Source organism: Mucilaginibacter sp. OK268 (assembly GCF_900103125.1).
Taxonomy (GTDB): Bacteria; Bacteroidota; Bacteroidia; order Sphingobacteriales; family Sphingobacteriaceae; genus Mucilaginibacter.
Genome location: NZ_FNJV01000005.1, coordinates 166,272 through 186,106, shown reverse-complemented (window position 1 = coordinate 186,106; position 19,835 = coordinate 166,272). Strand labels below are relative to the sequence as shown.

The window sequence follows — 19,835 nt, the reverse complement described above, 5'->3', positions numbered from 1 at the left end:
TACTTTGCAAAATCCTTGCATACACATAATTTATCTACTCTGCATCAACACTTATTTTCTCCTTGATATGTATTGGTTTGTAACGCACAACCAACTCCCCTTTACTATTGCTGCTTACTTTTTGTAAAAGATGCCCATTAACAGAGATTACATGCAGCGTATTGGGGCTTAGCTGACTGATCAGATAAATTAGCGATGTTGCAGATGGCCTCATTATGCTCTGCTCCCATTCCTTTTTCTTCTGTCCCCAGTTATTGAGCTTTATTATTAAGGGTTTATCTGTGGTGATTTGCAGGGCCACATGTGGATTGCTGCCATTAAAATAGGACAATTGATTAATAGTAGCATTAAAACCAAAGCTTTTAGAACTAATCACTTTAAAGTTTTTGTTGGATACCGAATAGTTATCGCTATCAAGATTTATGGTTAAATGCTGTCCCCTGAAATTATATTTCAGTTCGGTACCTGCCAATTCCGGTGTGATATGCGGATCGAGATAAAAGCGGTTGTACAGGGGATTTACACCGTATATGGCCTGGTACAAACCCACTATAGACAGACTATTGCCCGATAAAATATCATCGCCCCGGCCATCCTGTTTCAAGCGGCCATAACGCTGATAGGCCAATCCGTCTTTACCATACTGCGCCAATACATTTTTCACGTATTTTACTGCAATAGCAGGATCATAACCGGCGTAAGCTTTAACTCCTAAAGCCCCCCATGATAAAAACAGGTCGCCGTTTTCATATTCCGGAAAGGGATACTGATATTCCTTTCCTTCTGCTGGAGTATATGAGGTCATGGCTAATGGCCAGAAGAAAAGCTTTTCCCGTTGCATTTGCACCTCTATATTATCCAGTATAAACTTTTGCCGGGTGTGGTCTTCACAAATGCCATAGGCAATGGCCATAAAATTAACCGGAGTAACCATATTACGCCCATGTATGGTATTGTCCTTATCCCGCCAGTGAACGTAACAATTCTTTTCTTCATCCCAAAAACCACCCCGAGTGGTCGGTTTATTGAAACTTGCTTTGAGTTTTGTCGCGAAGGCTTCATATTGACCGGCTTTAACAGAATTGTGAAGCAAACGTTCTACGGTTGCCCATTTTACCAGGGCGTGATAAAGTTTGGCATTCACAAAGGCATTTTCATAGGATGCCCAGATGATATCTATCCAGTCGCTGCTTCGTTTTTGTCCTGTAACATCGGTCATCATTTCAACCAGGCCATTACCGTTACTGTCTCTTTTCAGGATCCAATCCAAGGCCTTTTCGCAGGAAAGCTGGTGTGTTTTTACCCATTTTTGATCGCCGGTCATATCATATAATTCGGCTACATTGGTTACAAAATCCGGGTTCGAATCCATCAATATCCCCCATTGGGCTTCATAAAAACCTTCTTTATTCCACTGGTTGGGCATGGCATCTTCATTGGTATAGGCCCAGCGCGGGTAAACCCGTCCATCAGACTTTATAGCATGATCCCGGTAATAATCAAGACAGCTTTCATATCCGTTAAGATAATTGGGATCATTAATACCTAAGCCTAACTGGCCAATATACTGTTCATGCAGACATATTGGGCCATAGGGTGTTGCCCAGCTGTTTCCACCAAAATGGAGTGAATCAATAACGCCAATGCGGGCAATGGTACCCAATACAGCATTCACCTGATCACCATTTACCCCCACAAGCTTACCCCGGCCATATTTTTCATGATAATCAAAATAACTGAATGTTAAACTTTGTGTGCTTTTACCGCTAACGATATTAAACGGAGCCCAAACATCCGTGCTTTTTCTGATAAATCGCCGCCGGTTGGTTCCGCTGTCTGATCGGGGTAACATTTCTCGGTCGGCAACGGTAACCGTATAAGCCAGTTTGTCTTCGTTGGTACGGGTATACTTCATCGCAACCTCTTTACCCGGTGCATCAACCACGATATTTAGTCCATTACCACTTTTACTATTCCAGAAGCTTGATGACCGGGTGTGAACACCATAGGTACATAGTTTTTCATTAAACAGGTAAAACCAGGCAATACCACCATAACCCTGGTAAGCACCTTCCCAGGTGTTGATATCGTCAAAATTAATAACAGGCATAGCGGCCTCTTCTACTTTCACCCCTTTTGAAAAAGATCTTTCAATACCCCATTTAATGCCATCCTTTTGTTTCTGGAAGATCCAATTTTCATTAATAGTCACCCCCCCATCGCCATAGCAGATTCCGCTGATCCGGATGCCAGCCGTAGAACGTGTTAATACCGGTTTGCCTTTCAAATGCAAAGAAGAATAAGTGACACTGCCAACCTTTACAGATGTAAAGGCTCCATCCGCAGCGCTGACTACTTTTTGTCCATTAACTATAAGTGAAGTGATACTGGCTTTGTTCCCGTAGTTAATTACCATTGACATATGAGAACTACTTATAGTGATCGATTTGTCTTCTTCCATTGTCGTCTTCGCCATGCTGCTGACAAACGAAAAAACGAACAGGGAATAGATGAAAAGAATGTGTATTTTTTTGATGAACATAAGGTTACGACTTAAAAATTCAAGGCTTTTTGATGGCAGAAAGATCAAAAAGAATAGTATTCATTTGGGGCTTTAAGCGGAACAAAACCCCGTTCCCTGGTTCTGAAAAACTGCCTTTGATCGACTTAAAAACATATTCCATACCTTCAAAACGGCACGTGATCTGGTTATCCAGGATTTTTTCATAAGGCAATTTTGCATCAGCAGCGGTAGTCATATCAAAATACCAGGTATAGGGATGGTCGCTAACTAAGCACATTTTCAGTTGTTTTTCATCCATATCCATTTCAAAAGATCCCTTAACAGATGTTAACGGCCAGGATACATGCAAGTGCCCGGGTTGAGTTTGGCTGTATACCGGATCTTTCCCTTTTACCAATACTTCCTGTCCATCAACCAACACTTTTAACCTTAAGCCAGCTATTTGATTAGGTTTACTCCAAATATAGCCATCAATAACCGGTAGGGTAAAAAAAGAGCATTCATTAGATGTTGCCACCTCTTTAGTATAAACAGAGGGGAAACTTTCATCAAAAAGATGCAGATCGCGGATACGGAGATTACCATTTTCCCACAGTAGGTTGATCCGGTAAAAACGGCTGTTGAACCACACTGTTTTAAGATCACTACCTTCGATATCCGTACTTACTGCGAACGAAGTGGCTGGAGTAACTTTATATTTTTCTTTAAACCAGCGCCCGGATGTTTCCATGGTTTCCACCCTGATCTTATGCTCATCCCTCAACCGCGCCAGTAAAGGCATCTGGATCTCGAACCCCTTAGCCATAGCGTCCCAGGTAAAAGAATTTTCCTGCCCTGCCTGTGTATAATTAAACCCGAGGCACTTATCTTCCGTAAACGATTTTAAGAACCAGTTGACCCAGGCAGAATCACCACCTCCGAATTTATAAACAGGCTCCAATGTTACCACACCCTGACGTGTTGTCCCCAGGCCGTTATCATACTGGCGTATCGGATCAGATCCCAGCATCCGGAAGATGGGCACCGGGATCTGGTTCTTTTCGTTTTGGGCCGGCATATAAGAGTTGATCTTACTTGGATAATAAGCCTGGTTCCAATAACCACCCCATAAAGTATAGCCATCTGTACCGTATTGATCTTTACAATTGCTGGAGGCAACAATGTGGTACTTTTGATACATGTAGTTCAGACTGTAACTATCAATAAACCAAGAACCGACTGATTTGGGATAATATCCAAAGATCTTTTTAAATTCAGCCATATACGCGTCGATCAGTTTTTCACGTTCCTTTGGCGTGTAACCGGTTGAGAAACCAATATTAGCACGCCAATCCCAGGGATATCGCCCGCGCCATTTTAATCCCGCCTTCTCTACCTGTGGCTGGGGAATTTCCCACCAGGCTCCTATCTCAAAAGAGTCGCGGGGTAAAGTCTTCAGTAGTTTTTGATACCTGGGATCAATAAGGGCGTCATATTGTAATAAAAAGGTGCCCCCGAGCTTGTATTTTTTCATGATCTCCACTTGCTTAACCACAGTCTGATACAACACATCCTCTGTAATCGCTGCATCACGGGGTTCCAGTAAACGTATAAAATTGACGATATTGACAATCCGGGGCGTTGGCTGATCTTCTGGGGGCGTTATTTCCTGTTTATTCTGACTGTGAAAAGAGCTTAGCGTGCAAATGCACATCAATCCAATGATGATAGATCCTCCAAAAACTTTGCTGATGGTGTTTTTCATTAAAATAGATTACGGAATAGCCTTACGATGGAAGTTTTCAATTCAGTCTCTTAAACAGAGATATAGGTGCACTTCATCGTATAGCATTATAATGGTTTAAGCTAATGTAGCCATAGCTCAAGGATCCACTATCCCTGTCTGTCTTTTCAGGAGGTCAGCTTTTTACTGTATGGTGTGTTTTGGTAAATTGATAGATTAGATTGTTTTCTGCTTACTACTGCCAATAAAATAGTATACAGGTATACCAGTAAGCGCGATGATCAATCCAGGCCAGGTGTATTGAGGTTTATACTTAATGAGGAGCAGACAGAATGCCAGCCCCATGATCATATAAATAAAAGGTAATACGGGATATCCAAAAGCTTTATATGGCCGTTCGGCACCAGGCATTTTTTTGCGCAGTATAAATATACCGCCGATGGTCAATACATAAAATACAACTACCACAAATGATATCATATCCAACAGATCGCCATATTTACCACTTAGGCTCCATAAACAGGCAAAAATGCATTGTAGCCATAGACCAAATCCGGGGACTGCATTTTTATTAAGTGTCCCTACCCGCTTAAAAAACAATCCGTCCTTAGCCATTGAATAGTATACACGGGCGCCCGACATGATAAGGCCATTATTGCAGCCAAAGGTGGATACCATGATGAGCAAGGCTATAATTATTGTACCCGAGCTTCCAAAGATCTGCTGCGACGCGGTAACACCCACCCTATCTTTTTCTGCCACAGCAATATCATGCAGCGAAAGCACGCCGGTATACATGATATTGGTTAAAATGTATATTACGGTAACAATGAGCGTACCCAGGGCTAGGCTTAAGCCAATATTCCTTTTCGGATTTTTTATTTCGCCGGCAATAAAGGTTACATTGTTCCAGGAATCACTGCTGAATATGGAACCCACCATGGCCGAGGCGATAGCACCCAAGGCGGCTATGGTAGTATACGATGCTATAGATCCGTCAGTTTTTAAAGGGTGTATGCTCCAGGCATTATGCCAGTTGCTGTTCCATACAGAAGCTTTTAAGGCAAACAAGCCAAAAACAATCAACCCCAATAAACTAAGCAATTTGGCCATAGTGAATATGGTTTGCACTATTTTACCGCTGTTAATGCCCCGGGTATTGATATAGGTTAACAGCACAATAACCAGAATAGAAAGCAATTGAGCCGGCGATATGGTTATAAAACCAAGATCAACAGCAACCAGGTCCTCACTGATCTGCGGCAACAAATAAGCTGTAAACTTCGCGAAAGCAACACCAACCGCTGCTATGGTAGCAGTTTGTATCACCGTAAAAAAACTCCATCCATACAAAAAACCAACCAAGGGACTGTAGGCTTCTTTCAGATAAACGTACTGACCGCCGGCCCTGGGGAACATAGCGCTTAATTCGCCATAGCTCAGGGCCGCTGTCAGGGTCATAAAGCCGGTGATGAGCCAAACTAATATCAGCCAGCCGGCACTGCCTACGTTACGGGTAATATCCGCACTTACAATAAAAATTCCCGAACCGATCATGCTACCGGCTACCAGCATAGTAGCATCAATCAGCCTTAGTGATGGTTTAAACGAGGTGCTGTTATCCATATAACTAAACGGTCAGTGTTTTAAAGGGGAATGATGATGAGTACCAGTGTTATTTATTAAAATCATAGAATTTCCAGCTGGTGGTAAAATCTTTATTTAAAGATTGATTGATTAGCGTGGCCCTTAACATTTCAACAGGAATAAGATTTTCTTTGATAACCGCATCATGAAATTGTTTGTAGGTCATTTTACCACTATCCACCATCTCTTTTTTAAGTTCCATGAGCTGCAGGCCGCCCAACAGATAGGCCACCTGATAAAGCGGACTATAATCGCCTTTGAATGATCTTCTTACCTCACCTTCGGCGTTGGCCCTTTCATGCCCAACCCTGTCTACCAAAAAGTCAATACATTGTTGTGGTGTCCAGTTACCTAAATGATAATTAAGTGAGAATATGATCCTTGCACAACGGTGCATGCGCCAAAACAGCATACCAACCCTTTCTTCTGGTGTTTTAGCAAAACCTTTATCATAAAGCAGCAACTCCCAATATAATGCCCATCCTTCTATAGCAAAAGGAGTGGTAAAATCCTGACGATATGCTTTGTACCGGCTATTCATAAAATACTGTAGATTATGACCCGGGATAAGCTCATGCTGTACCGTTCCCCTGGAAAAGTAAGGGTTGTTGCCGCGCATACTCATCAACCTGTCTTGCAGCTGCATGGTGTTGGTGGGGTACGAAATACTGATCTCCTTCCCTCCTGTAAAAAATGGGTTTACCAATTGCCTTTCCGGCGACATCATTACCATTCCCCAGGTTTCTTCAGCAAGCGGTGGTATGGTTATCAGGTCACGCTCTTTAATAAAGCTGATAGCGTCATTATACAGCTTCACGATCAATTCCGGTTGATGCCCTACAGGTACATAGCTGTTTTTTACCTTTTCGAGCGCCTTTTTCCAATCGTTACCAAAGCCCATTTCCTGAGATGCTTTCAGCATTTCCTTATCGCACCAGGCAAACTCTTTGTTGGCCAGCTTAATCAGCTCTTCGGGAGTATAAGGTATCATCTCAGCCTGTAACTGATTGATCAACTCCTGCCTACCGATTGGCACTCCTTTTATACCACTGCTATCCGGCTTTTGAGTGGTATTGATTTTACCTTTGCTCAAAGCAAGGTCACTATATTTTTGCAATGCTTTGTCCAAAGCCTTGTATGGCTCTGGTACCCACCAGGTGAAATTGGGGTCGAAGGTATTGTAAAAATTATAAAAATCCTTTAACCTGCCTTTTAAGCCCAGTAATGCATCCTTGGTCATTTTTGCCAGAGGCATATCTAAACCAGGGAGATTATGATAGGCCAGGGAGTCTGTTTTTAGTTCTTTTAATATGCCATTAAGTTCACCAGCAACCTTTTCGCCCTCCAGATAATTGCCACGACGCCGTTTTTGTTCCAACGCATAGATCCCATCAGCAAACGAAATATATTTTGTGATCTGGCTATACTGTTCTTCTTCTTTTTTTAAACCAATCAATTCAAAATTGATCTTCTTTTTAAGCAGTATATAATCAACTTTGCCGTATATACTCAGTGCGGAAAATTCAGTTTGATCAAGCTGTTTTAAATAATCATTATTAACTTCTGTCAATCTTTTCCGCTGTTCTGGCGAATTGAGCACATTAATTTTATACTGATACTCGGCATGCTCGTTAACACTATATGGAGAGTAGAAATCTTTGATAGCGCCAATATCCTGCCCGTACCGGATTACCAAGCCGGCTGTTTCGCTAGTTTGTTCATAAAGATTATTGGGGGTTTGCGCCTTACCTTTAAAGACTGATATAGTTAAACAAAATGTAATTAGAAGTGTAAAATAGCTTTTGGTAAGAGTTATAAGCACTGTTGTGTATTTATTAAAGGGTAAGGTGAACGCAAATTTTTCTCTGGCGACTTTTAGCTGGCGGCCCTGTTCAGACTTATCAGGTTATTGTTATAAGTATCCAGATAACCACGCGGCGAGCTGCCAATAACGTATTTAAACACCCGGTTAAAATTTGTTATGCTGTTAAACCCGCATTTATAAGCAATGGAGTTTATGCTCTCAAATTTATGGGCGATGAGTTTTTTACAGGCTTCGTTGATCCTGATCTCATTTAAAAATGAAACAAAAGTATGGCCGGTATGCTTTTTAAAATAGCGGCAAAATGATTCCGGCGTCATATAGGCTACCTTGGCTACATCTTCCAATGTAATGGGATCACTATAATGTAACATGATGAAATTATAAATCTTTCCTATGCGTATACCCTCGTTTTCGGTGATGCCCGGGAGGTTGCCATAGGTGGATAATGGATCTAATTTATCTTTGATGTTAGTTAATCCCTTGAGCAGGTATAAAAACTGCACAAGCTGATCGGAGCCTGAGGCATTTTTCAGAGTGGTCATTATTTGAGATATCTCATCAGCATTATCAACAGGAACTTTAAACCCTTGCTGATGTTGTTGCATAAAAATTCTGCCATGGGTCATCTCCGGCAGATCAAAAAAAGAGGCCAGTGTGCCCTCCGGATCAAAAAATATAGTTAATGCTTCTACTTGTTTATTGGTGTTCTGAGCAAAATATTCGGGATTACTTTTAAATACATGGGGTAAGTTCGTTCCCAAAAAAAACACATCCCCTGCCGAATAATCATGCATATTATTTCCAGCTATCAAAGTTCCCTCACCCTGTTTTATCCAGGTGATCTGGATCTCTTTATGCCGGTGTAAATATGGGTAATGATGGGGCAGACAAACTTTTTCTACTATCACACTTTTATCGTGGGGCAACGGGATGGTAAATTGTAAAACTTTCATCTTGATATGAATTAATTCTTCTTGAATTTACATTTACTTAACTTAAAAAACTAATAATTGAGCATAATAGGATAATATCCGGTTACTATTTGATAATTTATTGTGATAGGCAGATAAAAATTGCTTTAAAAATGGATAGTCAATCCATTTTTTATTGTTAAATAAACAATTTTTAAATATACAATACTGAATATCAAATATGCACATTTATAATTGTTAATTAAACAATTATAAACGTGCTATTATGGATACTCCTCAATAAAGGTATAAATAGTATGAATTTTTTAAATCTGCCCTACCGGTCGGGGGCAAATTCATTGATATTGATGGATGTTGGTGTCCCCGAAATAACTTCAGTCACCAATAAGCCTGTTGCAGCACCCAAGCTTAAACCCATCATACCATGCCCGGTGGCTATGATAAGGTTAGCGTACTTGTTACTGCGGCCAATGTAAGGCAATCCATCGGCTGAGGATGGCCTGAAGCCGAACCATATATCTTTTTGCTGTGGGACGGCTGGTTTAAGCCCAGGAAAGTATTGAGGTACAGATTCTACTATACCCTTTACCCTATTCATATTCACCCGATTATTGATCCGGTCAAGCTCCATGGTTCCGCCGTAACGTAAACCGCCGTTCATGGGCGTAATGGCAACCCTGGCTTCGGCCAGCAGGGCCGGGATCTGCATTACTTCGGCATCATCCTGAATATTAAAGGAGTAACCTTTGCCCGGCATCAGCAGGATTTTCAATCCTAATAATTTACCTATCGAAGGCGACCATGAGCCACCCGCCACTACGTATTCATCGGCTGTAAACTCTTCACCGGATGACCATACCCGGCTTACTTTGCCATTGGAAGTTTCAATTTTTGTAACCTCTTTATTGGTAACCAGGTTAACGCCTACAGTTCGTAAATACTTTAATAAAGCAGCCATGAGCTTATTGGGCGAAAGATGCGCATCGCAACCGTAATGTACAGCGCCTAATACATCCAGGTTAAGCTTGGGTTGCAGCTTCATGCAATCGGCTGGGCTAAGCACCTTCATATCCAGGCCCAGCTGCCGTCCCTTTTCGGCCATGTGAGCTTCTTCCTCCCCAGCTTTTTCGGTTTTATAAAACATCAGGATGCCTTTTTCAACCAGATCAAATTCAAAATCAGGTTCTTTGCTCAACTCCTGATAAAGTTTTTTACTCAGTAGTGAAAGCTCGGTTAAAGGAATAGCCGAGTTTTCTACATGCGCCGCATTAGCCTTTTTCAGAAATTTAAGTCCCCATGATATTAATTCCGGATTTAGCGATGGTTTCACATAAAACGGACTTTTACTGCTAAACATCCAGCGGATGCCCTGGCTTACCATGCCTGGCGTGGCTAATGGTATAAAATGGCTTGGTACAATCATACCGGCATTTCCGTAGGAGCAATTGTCGGTCATATCCCCTTTATCAATCACGGTAACCTGGTGCCCGGCTTTATGTAAATAATAAGCAGAACTCAAGCCAACGATCCCGCCACCAATAATCAGCACTTTAGCCATAATGTATTTTGAGCTATTGAAATATTAGATTTTTTTAAATAAAACAGGTTATATCACCTGGAAACCATGTGCGTAAGGATCGTCGTCATCGATCTTGATGGTGTTGTAGCCATAAACTTTGGCCCAACCTTCTACGCTCGGAATTATAGCGTCTATATCATTGATCTTAACCACCTCTTCCACCCTGCCCGTAAATTTACTACCAATGATGCTTTCATGTATAAATGGCTGGCCAACCTGTAGTTTCCCTTTGGCATGCCATTGTGCCATACGGGCGGATGTACCCGTACCACAGGGCGACCTGTCGATAGCTTTGTCGCCATAAAATACGGCATTTCTGGCGGTGGCATCATCAGATAATGTAGCCCCGGCCCAAAGGATATGTGTACAGGTATTTATAGTAGGATCCTGCGGATGCACGAACGTATATTTTTCATTGATACGTTTGCGCAACACCTGGCTCCAGGCAATCAATTGCCCGGCAGTATAGTTTTCGATTCCGCCGAAATTCGGTTGAGGGTCAACTATGGCGTAGTAATTTCCGCCATAAGAAACATCAATAGTAAGCATACCTAGATCAGGACACTCCACCTGTAGATCCGTTGCCGCGAGATAAGCTGCTACATTTTTGAGCTTTACCGAGGTAACCTTTTTACCCTCCTGTTTATACTCAATTAAAACCAGGCCCGCGGGAGCTTCCATTCGTATAATGCCAGGCACTTTAGGTTGTATCAAGCCCTCTTCCACAGCAATGGTAATGGTACCGATAGTACCATGCCCACACATAGGTAAACATCCGCTAGTTTCAATAAACAAAACCGCCACATCGTTTTCGGGATCGTGAGGTGGATACAGAATACTGCCCGACATCATATCATGCCCCCGGGGCTCAAACATTAAGCCCGTCCTGATCCAATCATACTCCTTTAAAAAATGCTGGCGCTTTTGACTCATATTGTCGCCTTTCAAAGTTGGACCTCCCCCAGCCACCAACCTCACGGGGTTACCGCAGGTATGCGCATCTATACAGAAAAAAGTTTTACTGGCCATATGTTGTATTATATAGCAACCTCACTTATTTTACCCCAGCTACCTACAGGCAACACCGGACGAACAGCAAGCGCGTCGCTGATGATCTTTTGAACTTTTTCACGCTCTGCTCCCACTAAAGGTAAACGTGGGGCGCGTACGTTTTCGGTACCTATACCGGTAGCTACTTCTGCCAGTTTAATGTATTGTACCAGTTTAGGGTGGATATCCAGTTCCAACACCGGTAAAAACCAACGGTAAATAGCCAATGCTTCATCATATCTTTTAGCCTTAACCAAACGGTATATAGCCACAGTTTCTTTAGGGAAAGCATCAACCAAGCCGGCTACCCAGCCATCGGCGCCCATTACCAGGCTTTCCATAGCCAGGGGGTCAACACCGGTTAATATTTTAAACCTGTCGCCAAAGCGGTTGATCATCCGGGTAACGTTTGAAACATCACGGGTTGATTCCTTTACCGCCTGTATATTATCATAAGCTGCAAGCTGCTCAAACATATTCAGGGTGATCTCTACCTTATAATCAACAGGGTTATTGTAGATCATGATAGGCAGTTCCGTGCTTTTTGCAATGGTAGTGATATAAGTTATGGTTTCGCGCTCTTCGCTGTTGTAACGCATTGGTGGCAATAACATTAAGCCATCAGCGCCATTGTCCAATGCCTTTTGTGCACAGGTAACAGCAGCTTTGGTTGTTTGCTCCGCGATATTCAATATCACAGGTACTTTTCCGTCAACAAAGGCTACGGTATGGGCAAGCAGGTCATACTTTTCCTTATCACTTAATACGCTGGCTTCGCCTAAAGACCCTCCCAGAATAAATCCGTCAACACCGGCTTCCAGTTGGGCATTTAAGTTGATATCAAAAGCGTCGAAATCTAATTCATCATTATCAGTAAACTTGGTAGTTACGGCGGGTAGTACGCCTTTCCAATCAAAAGTTATCATTTCTAAATGTTTTTTTTACAAAATTAGCGTTGTAACAAGTATTAATAGGCCAGTAATTTAACAGGTACTAACCATATTTTATCAAACAAAACCATTTTTAATACCGCTATCGTGATAAATCATGATGCATAAAACTTTTTAAAGCTTCAATTTTAACACTTTTTAGGCCTAAATTGGGGTAAAAACGGCTCAAAAACTGCCAAAAACTTACTTAAAACCATCAATTTTAACACTTTTTAACAAATTTTAACACGTTTTTTTTACTTTAAAAAGTATTAAAATATTGATAATCAAATAACTATATAAAAAATAGTCTTTTTTGGGCCTTTTGGCGCTTAACTAAAACGGCCCGGGTGCATTTTTTACATACATCCGGGCCGTTATCTATACAAATATACTAAATTAATTAGCAGGATAAAAGGCCCAGTTTTGTTTGTTGTGATATCTATTGCACATCCCACCAAACCCTGTCGGTTAGTTTGGCGCTTTGTTGTGGTTGTGGGTTTGATATAATTTCTGTTTGCGGATATAGCACCCTGCGCGGCATAGCTGATAACGCATTTTTAACCGCAGGCAATACCGGGAAGCCTGTACGCCTGAAATCGGTGAAGTTTTCCAGCGAAAGGAAATTCGCTATCCCCTTTTCTTCGATGATCAATTGTTCCGCGTTGGCGCTGGTCAAAGGCCTTGAAGCTATATAAGTGTTTGCATTAGTTGTGCTAACTCCCAATTTTGTCATATGCGATGATATGGCACTTTGATAAATGGATTGCGCGCTGCTATAACCAGAAAGGACAAGCGTGGCTTCGGCTTTTATAAACAAGGCTTCGGAGTAGTTTACAATATAATTACTTGCCCCTGCAGCGCCATAAAAGCTTCCCGGACGCGAGTATTCTTCCAGCTGGCCAATAGTACTCAAGCCTTGATCTAATCCCGTATATAAGCTCGTAGCAGTTGCCGGGGCCACCATGATGGTTAAACGTGGATCATTACGTGTTTTAAAACCATTAACCGCGGTGCTAGCCATTACAATAGTGCTAGCTGATATAAAATTCTGTTGCCACGGATTTTCTGCACCAGCAGCGCCGCCGTAGGCCATTTTCAAATCATCGTCATTTGATTGCATACCATTTGTAAGCGCTGTAAGTGCCAACTGCGCCTGTGCGGCAGCTGTATATCCAGGCGCTTTGGTCAGGTGCAGATAGTAACGGGCTTTTAAGGTATAAGCCAGCTTGGTCCATTTGCTCATATCGCCAGCGTAAAAGAAATCATCCCCACCCGGAGTTATAGTGCCGTTTTTGGCAATGTCGGCAATACCAGCATCCAGCAAGCTTTGTATTGTAGTATAAATATCTTTTTGGGCATCATATACTGGTGTAAAATTAGCAGTTCCCTTAAAAGCCTGCGAGTACGGAATATCACCCCAAAGATCTGTTCCGGTGCCCAGGCAATAGGCGGTCAGGATCTTGGCAATGCCGGCATAGTTTGTTTTCCCATCGGCAACGGCCTTTGCATTTAGCGTTACCAGGTTATTTAAGCAGTTTACATAAAGCGTCCTCCAGTCATCATTCATATCGGTATTATACATTAAATAAGTGCCTGCATTAGGCGCAACCTGATTTAGCGCCGCCACCTGCATATATTCCTGTACAATTACAGCTACGTTGCCTGCATATAGTTTTGATGATAGCGCTACTTCAACCGGGGCAAGTATCTGGGCTTCCGCCACATCAAGGGGCTGATTGGGGTTGGTATTTACGTCAATATATTTTTTACAACCTGAAACACTTATCAGGATACATGACATTAAAATCATTGATATTTTTTTCATGATATTTTTTAATTGATAAATGATGATTAAAGGGTAAGCTTCATGCTAAAATCGATAGACCTGGATGTGGGTACAGAAAAGGAATAAATACCCTGCGAGCCATTTGATGAACCGAACGAACTTACTTCTGGGTCGCCACCGGTAAAATGCGGAGCATAGATCCACAGGTTACGCCCGGTTACGCTAAAATTAACGGATTTGAAAGGACTACCCCTCAACCATGATGGTTTTACGGTATAACCCAGGCTTACATTTCGTAACTTAATGTAGGTACCATCCTGTATTACAGATTCGGTTACGCCGTTTATACGCTGATAATAAGCCTGTCCGTTAACAGCAACGGTATTAGCTTGTCCTGTTGCATCGCTCACTCCCGGAACTACCCTTAGCCCCCTATTTTCGGTTACTTTAGGTGTTCCGTAAAAATATCCGTACCCATCCACGTTATTCTGAATATCGCCGCCTTTTTTAACGTCAAAGAAGAAACTGAAATTAAACTGCTTATACCTGATATTATTGGCAATTCCACCCGTCCAATCGGGATTAATATTACCTATAACACCCTGATCGGCATCAGCATAAGGTAATCCGCTGGCATCAATACGTAACTGTCCTTGTGCGGTGCGTGCATAGCGTGTACCATATATGGTTCCGTAAGGCTGACCTACAATAATTGTAGTAAAGCCATTTCCGATCTGTTGCAGATCGCCATCAATTGCCAGAACCTTATTCCGGATACGGCTGTAGTTGATAGTCATGTTCCAGGTAAAGTCCTTTGTTTTCACTGGTACCACGTTCAATAATAGTTCAATACCCCGGTTTTGCATTATCCCGGTGTTTACCGTAGTACCGTCATAACCTGTTGATGGTGCAATACTCACACCCGGAATTAAGCCATCTGTCGTCTTTTTAGCAAAATAAGAAGCCTCTAAACTTATCCTGTTATTAAAAAACCCGGTTTCAAACCCTGCTTCAAATTCATTTATCCGCTCATTTTTCAAGTTAGGATTACCCAGTGTAGGGCTCAGTAAAAATCCTGCCTGGCCGTTGTAAGGGAATGAAATATTACGAATAATGTTATCTTTACTTTGAGTAAGATACGGAGTACTAAGTGAATAAGGAACCACATTACTACCGCCAACTGTAGCATAGGATATTCTGAATTTACCCAGGTTCATGATATCCTGAAATTCTTTGGAGAAAAACTCGGAGAATATAAAGCTGGTAGCTACAGACCCATAAGGATAAAAATTATGCGCTGTTGATAGTACAGAGCTTCCGTCATACCTGCCGGTTAGTGACAGGATCAGGAATTTTTTATACTCAATATTGGATTGCGCGTAAAAGCCGATCCTTCGTGTATTGTATTGATTTTCAATAAAAGTGACAGTCGAAGCCGAACTGATATTATTAAGATCCGCTACCGAAAGCCCAACACCATTGGCATAAGCAGTTTCTGAATATTGAGAATAAATATTGTTCCCAATAACGCCATCAATATTAAAATCACCAAACTGATGATTAGCACTTACAATCAAGTCGTTATTGAATTGCCTGAAATTGATATTGTTAACTACAATACGCCCGGTAGGGTTAGATACTGACTCGGCCGATTCATGATATCTATCCTGTTCGGTATATACATCAGCGCCAAATCTTTCAGTTACGGTAAGCCATTTTAATGGTTTATAATCGGCCGTAAAGGTTGGCAAAAAACGGTTTACGCCTGATTTATTGGAAATATTATCCAATACCCAGTAAGGATTGTTTCTGGAATAACGATACAAGCGCTGGGTGCCATCTGCATTTTCATAAGGTAGCAGGTTGTATGATATCGGGGCTGTAAAAATAGTCCATACAGGGCTCTCCAGTGCATAACCTTCGGGCAAGCGGTTGTTTTGTGAATTGGTATAATTTAACTGGAATGTTGTAGTTAAATTTGGAAGGATCTGAGCGCTGTATTTGGCAAATACCGCGTTTCGCAGAAACTTGGTATTTGGCACAGTACCTTGCTGATTAAAATTAGAATAAGATATATAATAGTTAGAAGCAGCCCCACCACCGTTTACACTAAACACATTATTATAAGTATGTCCGGTTTTAAAAAACAAGTCGGACTGGTTGTATTTTTTTGCCGGCTGACCATTTATTTTTAAGGTGTCCATCAATGGGCCCCAGGAAGTGCTGGTTTTCATATCATCACCATTATAATAAATACCATTTGTACCCTGGGCATATTTGCTTTGTATCTGCGGCAGCAACGGGTTTTCGAAGGAGAAATCAGAAGTAAAATTAATGGTCGGTTTTTTATTGGCTGATCCTGTTTTGGTAGTAATGATAATAACACCATTTGCACCCAACGAACCATATAAAGCCGTAGCCGCGGCACCTTTTAACACGTTGATATTTTCAATTATGGAAGGGTCAATGTCGGCTACCCTGCTGGAGCCAGGCCCTGAATTGAGGTTCCCGGTTTCACTGTTATCTATCGGGATACCGTCAACAACCATTAAAGCATCGTTATTTCCGTAAAACGATGATGCACCACGAACAACTATACGCGTTGAACTACCGGGGCTGCCTGATGAGCTGGTGATCTGTACACCGGATACTTTTCCGGCGATATCATTAACCAGGTTAGGGTCTTTACCCTGCACCAGGTCTGAGCCTTTGATTTCCTGGCTGCTGTAGGTTAATACTTTTTTGTCGCGCTTAATACCCAACGCAGTAACCACTACCTCGCTGAGTGTTTTGCTGTCTTCGGCTAAAATAATATTAACGTTGTTGGTATTGCTAACCTTAACTTCCTTCTCGGTATAACCAATAGCTGATACACTGAGACTAACAGGACCATTACATTCAATAGTAAATATACCTTCGGTATTGGTGATGGTGCCTTTACGTGTACCTTTTATCTTAACAGACGCGCCTGGTATAGACAGGCCTTTTTCGTCTGATACTTTCCCTTTTAATGTAATTATTTGTGCTTTGGCATAATAACCAAATACAAAAATGCCTAAAAAGAGCAAAACAAGCCTTTTGAGTAATCGTTTTAGCTTCATAAATTAATTTTTGGGGTTAAAAATTATTAATTAAGTCTGATTCTTCAGATCATGTAAAAATATTTACCACAATAGCTAATTTTTTAGCAAAAATTCACCACAACTACCCACATATTATCATTATTAAAATAAAACCCTATAAAAATCACAACATTTTAAATAGAACAACACCGGAAGATCAGTTTACAACCTTAAATACGGCGCTTATTATTAAATAGTCCGTTAACTAACAGTATAGTATCCCAAACCGGTTAAAATCCGGCTATCACCAGCAAAATATCATCAATAATTCTTCAGGATATCCGGGTAACTTTACTTTATATGTTTAATTGTTATAATCACACAAATTCTGCAGCTTTGTTAATGAAATGGAGTTTATCCTTTATCATTTGCTTTACAACTGCAATAAGCGTAAAGGCTCAATCATATGTGCCTGAGTGGAAGGATAGCCGGATAAAAATAAAACCCGTTGTAGCGATACAGGCTTATTCATTTGATTTAAAAGATGTTCAACTACTGGAAGGCCCCTTTAAACAGGCGATGCAAGTTGATGCCGCTTACCTGTTATCTATTGAGCCGGATCGTTTATTATCCGGATTTCGCTCTCATTCTGGCTTAAAACCTAAGGGTAAATTGTATGAAGGCTGGGAATCATCAGGTTTGGCAGGCCACACTTTGGGGCATTACCTGTCGGCCATTTCCATGCATTACGCGTCAACCCGCGACCCTCAATTTTTAAAGCGGATAAACTATATTGTTACCGAGCTTAATGAATGCCAAACCACACGTAAAACAGGTTACGTTGGCGCTATCCCGAAAGAAGACACGATATGGGCCGAAGTTGCCAAAGGCGATATCCGCTCCAGGGGCTTTGATCTGAATGGTGGCTGGTCGCCCTGGTATACGGTGCATAAAGTAATGGCCGGGCTTTTGGACGCCTATTTATATGGCCATAATGCCCAGGCCCTTAAAATATGCCAGGGCATGGCCGATTGGACTGGCGAAACCATTAAAAACCTGGACGATGATAAATTGCAGAAAATGTTATTGTGCGAATATGGAGGCATGGCAGAAACCCTTACCAATTTATATGCTATTACCGGCAATAAGAAATATCTTGATCTATCGTACAAATTTTATGACAAACGCATTTTAGATCCGTTGGCCCAACAGCAGGATGTTTTGCCGGGCAAGCACTCCAATACACAAATACCTAAGATAATTGCCAGTGCCAGGCGGTACGAGCTTACCGGCGATAAAAAAGACAAAACCATTGCCGATTTCTTTTGGGAAACGGTTACAGGCCATCACTCCTATGCCACCGGCGGAAACAGCAACTATGAGTACCTGAGCGATCCGGATAAGCTGAATGATAAACTGACAGATAATACCACTGAAACCTGTAATACCTATAATATGCTTAAGCTCACCCGTCATCTGTTCGCGGTTGCGCCATCGGCGGCATTGATGGATTATTATGAGAAGGCATTGTATAACCACATCCTTGCTTCGCAAAATCATGCTGATGGCATGATGTGCTATTTTGTACCGCTTAGAATGGGCGGAACAAAACACTACAGCACCCCCTTTGATGATTTTACCTGCTGTGTGGGCTCGGGTATGGAAAACCATGTAAAGTATAACGAAAGTATTTACTTCAGAGGCGCAGATGGTAGTCTTTATGTTAACTTGTTTATTCCATCGGTACTAAATTGGAAAGATAAAGGCTTATCAGTGAAACAGGAAAGCAATTTCCCTAACGATGATCATATCACTTTTACTGTTAATACCCAAAAGCCGGTTATCATGACCATCCGTATCCGCAAACCCAAATGGACCAGCAATGCTAGCATCAGCATCAATGGCAAACTACAGCAGCTTAGCCCCGATGCGCAAGGCTATTTTGTTTTAAGCCGTAAATGGAGTAATAACGATAAAATTAAATTTACAACACCCGAAAAACTTTATACCGAAGCCATGCCCGATAACGCTAACAGGCGTGCCGTATTTTATGGCCCGGTGTTGCTTGCAGGCGTTTTGGGCAATACTGAGCCCGATCCGTTGAAAGGTGTACCTGTTTTTGTAACCAGCGAGACGGATCCTAACCAGTGGTTGCAAATGGTTGATAAAAAACAGTTAAGCTTCCGTACGGTAAACATTTCAAAACCTGAAGAAGTTACTTTGATCCCTTTCAATCAAACCAAAAACGAATATTATTCGGTTTACTGGGATGTATTTACACCGCAAGCCTGGGTTGTACAACAAAAAGCTTACGACGAGCAAAAGAAAAAACAACAGGAACTGGAAGCCCGCACCACGGATATCTTACGTGTAGGCGAAATGCAGCCCGAGCGTGATCATAATTTCATCAGCGAGAATGCTACTACAGGCGAAGACCATCAGAAAAAATGGCGGTCGACCGAAAACGGCGGTTATCTTCAATATGAGATGAAAGTTGATGCCAATACCCAAAACACCTTGATTAATACCTATTGGGGAATGGACAACCGGGGCCGTACTTTTGACATATTGATTGATGGCGTGAAACTGACCACAGAAGATCTGAACCAGTATAAAGAAAGCCGTTTTTATGATATCAGCTATAACATTCCGATTGAGCTAACCAAAGGCAAACAAAAAATAACGATTAAATTATTGCCCAAAAAAGATAATAGCGCGGGCCCGGTTTATGGTAGCAGGATGGTAAAAAATTAAACTAACCAATTACAAGAACTA

General features: G+C 41.7%; 11 protein-coding genes. 1 reads left to right on the top strand and 10 read right to left on the bottom strand.

Features of this window, described 5'->3' with window-relative positions; genetic code table 11:
• Positions 1 to 34: 34 nt before the first annotated feature.
• From BLR84_RS17270 to BLR84_RS17225, 10 genes are all read right to left on the bottom strand, one after another.
• Entirely contained in the window at positions 35 to 2,422 is a 2,388-nt protein-coding gene (locus tag BLR84_RS17270; RefSeq protein ID WP_143013928.1) for a glucosidase family protein, read from the bottom strand.
• A 139-nt stretch (positions 2,423 to 2,561) separates the two neighbouring features.
• Entirely contained in the window at positions 2,562 to 4,268 is a 1,707-nt protein-coding gene (locus BLR84_RS17265; protein WP_090470620.1) for a hypothetical protein, read from the bottom strand.
• Between the two features lie 195 nt (positions 4,269 to 4,463).
• Complete coding sequence (locus BLR84_RS17260) at positions 4,464 to 5,873, bottom strand: APC family permease (RefSeq protein WP_090470617.1); 1,410 nt, start codon at positions 5,871 to 5,873, stop codon at positions 4,464 to 4,466.
• Positions 5,874 to 5,922: 49 nt separating this feature from the next.
• Positions 5,923 to 7,716, bottom strand: a complete 1,794-nt coding sequence (locus BLR84_RS17255) for a DUF885 family protein (RefSeq protein ID WP_090470615.1) — start codon at positions 7,714 to 7,716, stop codon at positions 5,923 to 5,925.
• Between the two features lie 53 nt (positions 7,717 to 7,769).
• The gene (locus BLR84_RS17250) at positions 7,770 to 8,672 is read right to left on the bottom strand and encodes an AraC family transcriptional regulator (RefSeq protein ID WP_090470613.1); all 903 of its coding nucleotides are present in this window, start codon (positions 8,670 to 8,672) and stop codon (positions 7,770 to 7,772) included.
• Between the two features lie 295 nt (positions 8,673 to 8,967).
• Positions 8,968 to 10,209 (bottom strand): NAD(P)/FAD-dependent oxidoreductase, encoded by a 1,242-nt coding sequence (locus BLR84_RS17245; RefSeq protein ID WP_090470611.1) that lies wholly within the window; start codon positions 10,207 to 10,209, stop codon positions 8,968 to 8,970.
• A gap of 48 nt (positions 10,210 to 10,257) precedes the next feature.
• Complete coding sequence (locus BLR84_RS17240; RefSeq protein WP_090470609.1) at positions 10,258 to 11,259, bottom strand: 4-hydroxyproline epimerase; 1,002 nt, start codon at positions 11,257 to 11,259, stop codon at positions 10,258 to 10,260.
• An 8-nt stretch (positions 11,260 to 11,267) separates the two neighbouring features.
• Entirely contained in the window at positions 11,268 to 12,206 is a 939-nt protein-coding gene (locus tag BLR84_RS17235) for a dihydrodipicolinate synthase family protein (protein ID WP_090470607.1), read from the bottom strand.
• 445 nt (positions 12,207 to 12,651) lie between these two features.
• Positions 12,652 to 14,037: a SusD/RagB family nutrient-binding outer membrane lipoprotein gene (locus BLR84_RS17230; protein WP_090470606.1), complete on the bottom strand. Its 1,386-nt coding sequence runs from the start codon at positions 14,035 to 14,037 to the stop codon at positions 12,652 to 12,654.
• A gap of 26 nt (positions 14,038 to 14,063) precedes the next feature.
• On the bottom strand, positions 14,064 to 17,099 hold the full coding sequence (locus tag BLR84_RS17225; RefSeq protein WP_090470604.1) for a SusC/RagA family TonB-linked outer membrane protein: 3,036 nt from the start codon (positions 17,097 to 17,099) through the stop codon (positions 14,064 to 14,066).
• Between the two features lie 363 nt (positions 17,100 to 17,462).
• Between BLR84_RS17225 and BLR84_RS17220 the strand changes: the two genes are divergently transcribed.
• Positions 17,463 to 19,814 (top strand): glycoside hydrolase family 127 protein, encoded by a 2,352-nt coding sequence (locus BLR84_RS17220; protein ID WP_090470602.1) that lies wholly within the window; start codon positions 17,463 to 17,465, stop codon positions 19,812 to 19,814.
• The last annotated feature ends 21 nt before the right edge of the window (positions 19,815 to 19,835 follow it).

Coding starts and splice junctions, on each gene's coding strand:
- BLR84_RS17235 (WP_090470607.1), bottom strand. CDS start 12,206: ATGATAACTTTTGATTGGAAAGGCGTACTACCCGCCGTAACTACCAAG.
- BLR84_RS17250 (WP_090470613.1), bottom strand. CDS start 8,672: ATGAAAGTTTTACAATTTACCATCCCGTTGCCCCACGATAAAAGTGTG.
- BLR84_RS17240 (WP_090470609.1), bottom strand. CDS start 11,259: ATGGCCAGTAAAACTTTTTTCTGTATAGATGCGCATACCTGCGGTAAC.
- BLR84_RS17245 (WP_090470611.1), bottom strand. CDS start 10,209: ATGGCTAAAGTGCTGATTATTGGTGGCGGGATCGTTGGCTTGAGTTCT.
- BLR84_RS17260 (WP_090470617.1), bottom strand. CDS start 5,873: ATGGATAACAGCACCTCGTTTAAACCATCACTAAGGCTGATTGATGCT.
- BLR84_RS17220 (WP_090470602.1), top strand. CDS start 17,463: ATGAAATGGAGTTTATCCTTTATCATTTGCTTTACAACTGCAATAAGC.
- BLR84_RS17270 (WP_143013928.1), bottom strand. CDS start 2,422: ATGTCAATGGTAATTAACTACGGGAACAAAGCCAGTATCACTTCACTT.
- BLR84_RS17230 (WP_090470606.1), bottom strand. CDS start 14,037: ATGAAAAAAATATCAATGATTTTAATGTCATGTATCCTGATAAGTGTT.
- BLR84_RS17225 (WP_090470604.1), bottom strand. CDS start 17,099: ATGAAGCTAAAACGATTACTCAAAAGGCTTGTTTTGCTCTTTTTAGGC.
- BLR84_RS17265 (WP_090470620.1), bottom strand. CDS start 4,268: ATGAAAAACACCATCAGCAAAGTTTTTGGAGGATCTATCATCATTGGA.